The sequence below is a fragment of the Microcystis sp. LE19-10.1B genome (assembly GCF_027530565.1).
In the GTDB taxonomy this organism is placed as follows: Bacteria; Cyanobacteriota; Cyanobacteriia; order Cyanobacteriales; family Microcystaceae; genus Microcystis; species Microcystis aeruginosa.
The window spans coordinates 1-9,122 of sequence record NZ_JAPZQM010000005.1 but is presented as its reverse complement, the minus strand read 5'-3'; the positions used below and the strand labels follow the sequence as shown (position 1 = coordinate 9,122).

8 protein-coding genes and 1 pseudogene are annotated in these 9,122 nt (G+C 50.4%); 1 reads left to right on the top strand and 8 read right to left on the bottom strand.

Annotated features, from left to right (window positions below):
- Window positions 1–151: 151 nt before the first annotated feature.
- The 7 genes and pseudogenes from O9332_RS00165 to O9332_RS00135 form a co-directional block, all read right to left on the bottom strand.
- A pseudogene (locus O9332_RS00165) lies at window positions 152–502 on the bottom strand (calcium:cation antiporter family protein); the annotation flags it as partial.
- 72 nt (window positions 503–574) lie between these two features.
- Window positions 575–1,372, bottom strand: coding sequence for a phosphate ABC transporter ATP-binding protein PstB (gene pstB, locus O9332_RS00160; protein ID WP_002763663.1), 798 nt, complete (start codon window positions 1,370–1,372; stop codon window positions 575–577).
- Window positions 1,373–1,511: 139 nt separating this feature from the next.
- Window positions 1,512–2,402, bottom strand: a complete 891-nt coding sequence (gene pstA, locus O9332_RS00155) for a phosphate ABC transporter permease PstA (RefSeq protein WP_002738206.1) — start codon at window positions 2,400–2,402, stop codon at window positions 1,512–1,514.
- Between the two features lie 6 nt (window positions 2,403–2,408).
- Complete coding sequence (gene pstC, locus O9332_RS00150; protein ID WP_002763664.1) at window positions 2,409–3,353, bottom strand: phosphate ABC transporter permease subunit PstC; 945 nt, start codon at window positions 3,351–3,353, stop codon at window positions 2,409–2,411.
- A 20-nt stretch (window positions 3,354–3,373) separates the two neighbouring features.
- The gene (locus O9332_RS00145) at window positions 3,374–4,372 is read right to left on the bottom strand and encodes a PstS family phosphate ABC transporter substrate-binding protein (RefSeq protein ID WP_002763665.1); all 999 of its coding nucleotides are present in this window, start codon (window positions 4,370–4,372) and stop codon (window positions 3,374–3,376) included.
- 20 nt (window positions 4,373–4,392) lie between these two features.
- Window positions 4,393–5,466 (bottom strand): sulfate ABC transporter substrate-binding protein, encoded by a 1,074-nt coding sequence (locus tag O9332_RS00140; RefSeq protein ID WP_288023205.1) that lies wholly within the window; start codon window positions 5,464–5,466, stop codon window positions 4,393–4,395.
- 110 nt (window positions 5,467–5,576) lie between these two features.
- Complete coding sequence (locus O9332_RS00135) at window positions 5,577–6,251, bottom strand: cadmium resistance transporter (RefSeq protein WP_002763668.1); 675 nt, start codon at window positions 6,249–6,251, stop codon at window positions 5,577–5,579.
- Between the two features lie 216 nt (window positions 6,252–6,467).
- Here O9332_RS00135 and O9332_RS00130 point away from each other — a divergent pair, with 216 nt between their 5' ends.
- A complete protein-coding gene (locus tag O9332_RS00130; RefSeq protein ID WP_002763670.1) occupies window positions 6,468–7,706 on the top strand; it encodes a sulfonate ABC transporter substrate-binding protein in 1,239 nt (412 codons plus the stop codon).
- A 254-nt stretch (window positions 7,707–7,960) separates the two neighbouring features.
- Here the strand turns inward: O9332_RS00130 and O9332_RS00125 are convergent, their stop codons facing one another.
- Entirely contained in the window at window positions 7,961–9,052 is a 1,092-nt protein-coding gene (locus O9332_RS00125; protein ID WP_288023203.1) for a sigma-70 family RNA polymerase sigma factor, read from the bottom strand.
- Window positions 9,053–9,122 lie beyond the last annotated feature (70 nt).

Below are 9,122 nucleotides of genomic sequence, written 5' to 3'. Positions count from 1 at the left end.
TGGCGGCGTTACCATCGAACAACTAAAAAAATACGTCGAGAACCAAAACTCCCCAAAAGTGGAAACCCTACCGCGTTAGTTTTATTCTGGTGGCGATTCATCTCCCGTTAACCGCTACGCGGTTTAACGGGAGTCCTCTCGCGACCTTGAGATAGCGTAAGCCGCCGAAAAACATCGATAAGCCCGTTACCAGCAGCAGATTCCCGATAATCGAACCGGTAATCGTCGCTTTCACCACCTCGATCAAACCCTCTTCCAGGGCGGCGTAGGCGAGAATTAATTCGGTGGCGTTGCCGAAGGTGGCGTTCAATAAACCGCCGAGATTGGGACCGACCACGACGGCGATTTCCTCGGTCGCTTTTCCCATGTAAGCGGCCAGGGGAACAATCGCCAGACAGGCACTCAGGAAAACGATCGTCACGTCCCAACGCAGGAAATTCCAGGCGATCGAGATCGGGACAAAAACCAACAAAATGGCGAAAATCCAGTTTTTTATATTCATACCAAGGAATGTTTCGGGATCAAACCGCGCACGGTTTTGAAAAAGAGACTATCAGCCTTTTTTCCGTTTCAATTAGCCGAATCGCCCAGTAATATACTCCCGGGCCTCGTCGGTTTGCGGATTACCGAACATAACTTCCGTGGGGCTGAATTCGACTAATTTCCCCCGGCGTTTCCCGGACCGATCGGTTTCGGTGTTAAAAAACGCCGTCCAGTCGGCGATCCGCGATGCCTGCTGCATATTGTGGGTGACGGTAATGATCGTGTAACTTTCCTTCAGTTGTAGGCACAATTCCTCCACCTGACGGGTAGAGATGGGATCGAGGGCCGAACAGGGTTCATCCATCAATAAAACATCCGGCTTCATCGCAATCGCACGGGCGATACAGAGACGCTGTTGTTGTCCCCCCGATAGTGCCGTTCCTTTTTCTTTCAGTTTGTCCTTTACTTCCTCCCAGATCGCCGCCTGCCGCAGGGAATACTCGACCAATTCCTCAAGATTTCCCTGATAACCGTTGGTTCGGGGCGCGTAGGCGATATTCTCGTAAATGCTCTTGGGAAAAGGGTTGGGACGTTGGAAAACCATCCCCACCTGTCGCCTTAACTTGACTGCATTGACCTGCGAATCGTAAATATTCTGATTTCGGTAGAGTAATTTTCCCTCCACCTTGGCGCCGGGGATCAGATCATTCATTCGGTTAAAGCAGCGCAAGAGGGTACTTTTCCCGCAACCGGACGGCCCGATAAAGGCGACGATTTTTCGTGCAGGAATTTTAATATGAACGTCCAGAAGAGCGAGAAATCCATTATAAAAAACTTTCACTCCTTCCGCGTCGAAAACACTGTGATCTGGGTTAAGGTGGGTAGTCATGGCAAAAATTCTCCTGATCGTTTATTAAAGATCGATGGTTTTTTTAGAGGGGAGGGTTTGCAAACCCTCCCGTACTGGAGAAGTGGGGAGTGCAGGAGTAGGGAAGGTTATGTATCTACCCCCTTGCCCGCTGCCTTCCCTAATTCAGTGTCGAATAACGTTGACGTAGATAGATGGCGATGGCGTTGAGGGCGAGAATTAACAGGATCAGAACGATAATCGCGGCCGCCGCCGCATTGGCAAAACCGGGTTCGGGACGGGTGATATAGCTGAAAATTTGAATCGGTAGTGCCATAAAGCGTTGGAATAAACCAGGATCGAAAGTGAGGAAACTAACCGCGCCGACGACCATTAAGGAAGCCGCGTCCCCGATCGCCCGCGACACGGAGATAATCACCCCCGTGAGAATCCCCGGCACCGCGTAGGGTAAAACATGGTGTTGGATCGTCTGCCATTTGGTACTGCCTAGACCGTAGGAGGCTTGGCGTAGGGAATCGGGAACCGCCCGGATCGCCTCCCGCGCCGTGACGATAATCACCGGCAGCGAGAGAAGCGCAAGGGTTAACGCGCCGGAAATCAGCGTCGGGCCAAAATTGAGCAGATAGTTAAAAACCGCTAATCCTAATAAGCCGTAGACGATCGAGGGAACCCCGGCCAGATTGCCGATATTCACCTCGATCAGTGCCGTCCACCAAGTTTTCGGGGCGTATTCCTCTAGATACAAAGCCGACCCGACCCCGATCGGGACCGCCACGAGAAGCACGATAATTCCCAGATAGAAACTACCGATGATCGCCGGACGGATACCGCCCCTTTCCGGGAAACGGGAAGGCGTTTCCGTGAGGAATCCGGGGGTTAAGAGTCGTCCGAGTCCATCGTGGGCGATATTCAACACCAACAGCGCCAGAACGAACAAACCGATCAGTAAACCGAAGAGGAAAAGATACTCGCAGAATTTGCCGATCGCCTCGCGGCGTTCGAGATGGTCGATAAATTCAACGGTATCGGATTTGACAGAGGATTTAACCATGGGAAATCAATCGTATTTTTCTTTAAAACGGTGGGATATCCAGTAACTGGCTAGATTCAGCACCAGCGTGATCAGAAAAAGCACCGCGCCGACCGCGTAGAGGGTTTTAAAACTGAGACTGCCCCGGGGCGCATCTCCCCCGGAAATCTCGGCCATAAAAGCGGTCATCGTGGCGATCGACTCGAAGGGATTGAGGGTAAGCCGGGGTTGCGAGCCGGCGGCGATCAACACCGTCATCGTTTCCCCCACCGCCCGCGACATTCCCAGAATAATCGAGGCCATGATCCCGGAGAGGGCGGCGGGGAGAACCACTTTAAAAATCGTTTCCAGCTTGGTAATTCCTAGCGCGTAGGAACCCTCGCGCAGGGAACGGGGAACCGCTCGGATCGCGTCTAAACTAATCGATCCCACCGTGGGAGTGATCATGATCCCCATCATTAACCCGGCGCTGAGGGCGTTAAAAATCTCGACGGGGAAAAGATTCCGCAAAGTGGGCGTGACAACGAGTAGGGCGAAGTACCCGTACACCACCGTAGGAATCCCGGCGAGAAGTTCCACCGCGGGGCGTAAAATCGCCGCTAGGTTCGGTTTTGCGTATTCGGCGAGGTAGATCGCGGAAGATAGGCCTAAAGGAACCGCGACGGACATAGCGATGGCCGTGGTTAAAAATGTCCCGTTAATCAGCGGCCAGATGCCGAAATGAGGGGTGGCGAACAGTGGAGTCCAACGGGTATCGAGAAAGAATTGGGCGAAAGATACCTCTTGAAAAAATCCCCAGGTTTCACTAAAAATAATCGCCACGATGCCGATTGTCGTCGCCACGGAAACGAAAGCGCAAGCGAAGAGAATCAGCGCGATTATCTTCTCTTGAATATCGTCGCCGGGGCGCTTGAGGAGCGAATTATCTGCCGGCAAAAAAGAATTATCGAAAGAACTCGGGGTTAAGGTCATGGTTTGACAAAATTCCTTTTTTAGATAAAGTTCGTGATCGGTTCTCCCGGTTTAGCTTTGCCGAATTTCGATCCCGTTTCCCTGCGCTCGAATTTCCGCAGGGTTTTGACGTAGGCCTCATCTGGTAAAGCGACGTAACCCACGCCATCGACCCATTTCCAGGAATTTTCTAAATAGAACCGCACGAATTTTTCCAGGGATGGATTCGTTTTTAAATTATTCTTGTTGACGTAGATAAACAGGGGACGGGAAAGGGGATTATAGACATTGCGGAGAACGTTATCGATGGGGACCGGTTTGACGCATTTTCCTTCATTATTTTCGATCGCCACCAAGTTCAATCGATCTTGGTTCTGCATATAGAAAGAGATGCCTAAATAGGCAAGCGCGGATGGATTGCCGATCACCCCCTGCACGAGCGCGTTTTGATTGCGGTTCGGGGTGAAATCGGTACGGCTATTTCTCCGTTTTCCCGTAATCGCTTGGGTGAAATAATCGAAGGTTCCCGTATCGGAAGGCGGGGCGAAAAGTAATAATCTCTCGTCGGGAAATTTGGGATTAATCTGTTTCCAACTGGTAATCCTACCCTCCGCTTTCGTGTTCCACATTCGATCGAGTTCTTTAATCGTTAAACACTTGGCGAATTGATTTTTTTTATTGACGATCACCGCCAATCCGTCGATCGCCATCGGTAATTCCAGAAATTCCACGCCGTTTTCCCGACATTTCTCGATCTCTTCTTTCCGGATCACCCGCGATGCCCCGGCAATGTCGAGATTTCCGGCGCAGAACTTACTAAAACCGCCCCCGGTTCCACTGGTGGCGACGCTTACCCGCGCTTCGGGATGGACTCTTTGATATTCTTCGGCAACGGCGAGGGAGAGGGCGAAACCCACCGCACCACCGTCGATCGAGACTGGTGGTTGTTTCTCGGCCGAGTCGGCCGGGCGACCGCAACCGGCGATCAAATTACTGGCCATCAGAAGGGAGATTAGGAAAAAATAATGAGAGAATTTCATAGATTAAAGCGGGAAAAATGTTAGGAAGCCGACTGGTTTTTAATCTGCTCGAAGATGCCGTTATTGGCCAGAAATTCCTTTTCGATCAACGTCCAACCCCCGAGATCTTGGGCGTTGAAAAGGGTCTTGATCGGCGGAAATTGTAGTCCTTCATCCTTGGCCACGAAGGGATTGACCGAGCGATAGCCCAATTTGGCCAATTCCTGTTGTGCCGGCTCGGAATAGAGGAAATTCACAAAGGCCTCGGCCACCTCTCGCGTGCCGTGTTTATCGACATTTCTATCCACCACCGCCACGGGATTATCGATCGAGATATTGACCAGGGGGACTAAGTAATTGGTATCTGGTTGATTTCTTGCCGCTAGAATTACCTCGTTTTCGTAGGTGACTAAAACATCCCCCTTTCCTTCTTGGAAAAAGGCATTGCTGGCTTCCCGCGCGTCCCTGGCTAGGGTGGGAATCTTTTGATAGATCCGGCGGACAAAATCCCATGCCTGTTGCGGTTCGCCCCCCGTTTGCGTCACCGAACCCCAGAGGGCTAATAACTGCCAAATAGCGATCCCGGAAGTTTTCGGATCGGCGGATAGAACCGTAACGTCCTCTCTAGCCAGATCCGCCCAAGATTGAATCTTTTTCGGATTTCCCGCCCGCGTCACGATCGCCGCCACCGAGTGACTCACCACCCCCCGCCGCGGCACCCGATCTTCCCAACCGCGATTAATCAGGCCGGCTTGAGATATCCGCATCACGTCGAGGGGAAGGGCCAGATGTACCACGTCCGCCTCTTGTTTCCCGGCGATCACGTCATCGGCCTGGGCCAGGGAACCGCCGTAACTCCGCTGGAAAATGACTTTTTGGTTATGCTCTTTCCGCCATTTCTCGACGAATTTCGGGATAATCTGGTCGTGGGCGGCTTTCGTGACCGAGAAGGAAACGAGATTCAGTTTCACCTCCGGTTTTGAGCCGATTCCCCCGCAGGAGGCGAGGGCGAGACTTGCCAACAGTCCCACTAACAGGAAGGAAAGGAAGCTCCTCCCCGATAAGGAACGAAAGGGACGAAACAGCGATCGAATTGGCAACAGTGATACATTCATCGGGATTTTCTCGATAAGGTTGCTCTAAACCAACTAATTTTTTCTTCTCTCTTCCTGAATTTTGACTCCCGTGGGAGCCGGAGATTGGCGATTTTTACGGGGGGTCTAATTTAGCCGATGGGAATCAACAGACGATAGGAGCCGTTATCGAGAATAATCCGTAGGCCCAACCACATCAGCACAAAGGGGAAAAGCTTACTCGCATAACGGCTGAGGACAACCGCGATCCCCGGTTGGCGGGTTAGATTATAGGAGAGAAATAACCAAGTACAAACGATTAGATAGCAGATCGGGATGATTACGGCTAACTGCGCCACGGTACTATTGGCGAATAGGGGAATGTAGATACCGAGATTATTGCCGCCATTGGATATCGTGACCGCGGAAACTTTATAGGTTTGGCGATCGCTGAAGACTTGACCGAGGGATAGTCTGCGGGAGGCGAATCCGTGAAATCGGGCGTTTCTTCGCAAATTCACCTTGCGATCTGCGGTTTCCCTCTCGTTATCGCGATTTAACGTCAGTAAATTTCTCACACCGATGAGGATTGGCAAGATTCCGAGAAGACCGATATAAATCGGCGGGATGATTAAGCCGAGTAGAAAACCCAGCAAGCTCACCGATACTAAGGCCGTAAACCCGACTAGCTCGCCGACGACAACGTGAACCGGGCGAAAGGTACGATTTACCTCGCTAAAGAAGCCGGTTAGATAAATATTGTCGTCGAAGGTGGTGGCTATGCCGGTGGCCACCGCGATTTTGACGATTTCGATCAACCAATCCATCCATACCACCTCGATCTCTCAAATGCGGGCGCAATTTCATTTTAAAACTATATCATTTTCAATACATTTATAAATGTACTTTGTTACACAATCGAGGAGTCGTGGATTTTTATAGTATGTAGATAAAACTAATGGAACCTCTCCCGATCAAGTTGGGAAACCCTTCCCTCTTGTCTCCTTTCCCGATCATAAATCTTGTTTTCTGCGAGAAATCCCATGCTCCACCGTTCGATCAAGTGTCTCTGGAAACCGTGGCGAAATTGCCGGGGAGTTCTTCCCGCAGTGCTTTTTGTGACCAGCCTCGTCGGGAGCTTTCTCCTGGCTGGATTTTCCGACACGATCGCCGTCGGTCAAAATTCTCGATCCGATAACCTGATTCTGAACCTCGTCGATAGCTTTAAATTCCCCCGAAATACGACTCCCCGGCTATTGGAAACCGTGGGATTATTTATCGCTGGAATTCTCTTCTGTATCGCGATCGATCGCTGGTTCAAGCGCTCGACCCCCTCCGATATCACTCCTCTCGCCAAACAAGCGCGGCGGTTAGGAACCCTCAAGATCGGCTATCCCGAGGGTATGACCAATCTGGAAGTTCTCCGCGCCCAGGCCTTTCTGGAAAGACGCTTAAAACCCTTTGGGGTGACGGTAACGTGGACGAGTTTTCTGGCGGCTTCCTCTCTGATCGAGGCCTTGAGCAACGGAACGATCGACTTCTGCGGTGGTGGCGGTACGGCGAGTATTTTCTCGCAAGCAGCCGAACACGTCTTCGTCCGGGTAGCCAAGGAAAAATATACCGCCCCGAAAGGTCAGGCGATTCTCGTGCCTGAGGATTCGCCAATAGAGACGTTGGCGGATTTAAAAGGAAAAAGAATCGCCTTCGATCGAGGTTCGAGCGCCCATTATGTCCTCATCCGCGCCCTGATGAGAGTGAATCTAGAATTAAGCGATATCGAACCGGTGTATGCGACTCAACCGGAAGCACTGGTGCTTTTTCGTCGCGGTGAGATCGACGCTTGGGTGGTCTGGGTTCCCTATTCCCCCACCGAGACGCGCACCTATCCGGGAAGATCGTTGGCCGATTTGGAGAGCATCTTCGGGGAAAACGCCTCTCTAGAAGTGCCGACCTATTATTATGCGGTTCCCGAATTGGTGCGGGATTATCCCGATGTACTGAAGGTGATTTTAGAAGAGGTGAACGAGGCGGGTGCCTGGGCGAAACAACAGGAGTTAGAGGCGACGAGACGCTTGGCAGCTCACCACGAGATCGATCCGGCGATCGTGACTAATCTCGAACAACGGGCCTCTGAACGTGCCATTATCCCGATCGATGATCGCTCTCTGACGGCCCTACAACACCAAGCTCATATCTTCCGAGACCTGAAGCTGATCCCCCATCGGGTCAATGTGCGCGACGGAACCTACACCCTACAGACGAAACAAAATTGGACATATTAATAGTTAGTAAAAGTATAGTCAAATATAGACAGACTGAATTCCATTTCAGAAATTCCTTAAAAAATAGGGAGTATTTTCAGATCACTGATTATACTAAATCCGTTGAGTATAGGCTACATATCAGGATAGGCAAGAGGCAATAGGCAAAAGGAGGAATAAATAATCAGTTTTTAATAACAGGATTTAGTATTACTGTTCACTGAAAATACTCCCCACACCCTGCCCCCAGGAAAAACTTTTTCCACATACCCTAACTAACTCAACGCTTCAAAATAATCGCGAATGTGATTATGTAGCTGGGATTGACGCAGTTTTTGCAAAGCTTTCAACTCAATTTGTCGTACCCTTTCCCGGGATAATTCCAAAGTGCGACCGATATCAGCCAAAGAATGGGATTTACCATCGAGAAAACCATAGCGCAATTCAATCACTTGTCGTTCGCGAGTGGTTAAATCTGCCAATAGTTCTCTGATATCTCTTTGCAAAGATTCATAGACAAAATGATTTTCTGAAGACACTGCTTCGATTTCCAAAAGGTCTAATAATTCCGTATCTTTTTCCTTACCCACTTTTATTTCTAAGGAAACCGAACGCGGCACTGTCATCAACAATTCCCGCACAGCTTCAGGAGTCAGAGCTAACTCTTGGGCAATTTCCTCTACGGTCGCAGTGCGACCGCGCATTTGCGAGATTTTCCGTTGTGCCTTCTTAATTCTGTTGAGTTTTTCGGTAATATGAACCGGTAAGCGAATAATCTGGCTTTTAGTTGCGATCTCGCGTAGCGAGCGCGTTGCGACCGCTCTTGTCATTCCTTGACGGATCCACCAGTAGGCATAGGTACTAAAACGATAGCCTTTGGTGGGATCAAATTTCTTGACGGCGCGTTCTAAACCCAGGGTTCCCTCTTGAATCAAATCCAATAATTCTAAACCGCGATTCTGATATTTTTTGGCCACCGACACCACCAGACGTAAATTGGCCTTGATCATCTGTTCTTTGGCACGGGTACCAAGGGCAATAATTTCTTCTAATTCCCCCACTTCTAAGCCCGCTAGGTGCGCCCAACGCTGTTTCCCTGCTTTTAAAGCATTTTTTAACTCAGACACCCTGATTTGGGCGGTTTTTGCCCAGCGTTCTAGGGAGGGACGATGGGCTAATTGAGCGGTTAGCTGATCGCGCACCTCAATTAACTTGACAAATTGCTGTACTTGTGCATCACCTTGTTTAACGGCGGCGGCGCATAATTTCAGTAAAGACAGTTGACATCCTCGCCGCCGTAAAACGGACGGCGATTCCCAAACCTCACGATTTGAGTTTCTGCTTCTTTCCCGAAGGATTTTTCGCACCTGCCTTAACAGATTTACTCTGTTCTGGTCTTATGGTCGCTCTACAGACTGACACCGCAAGCCCTGCGGC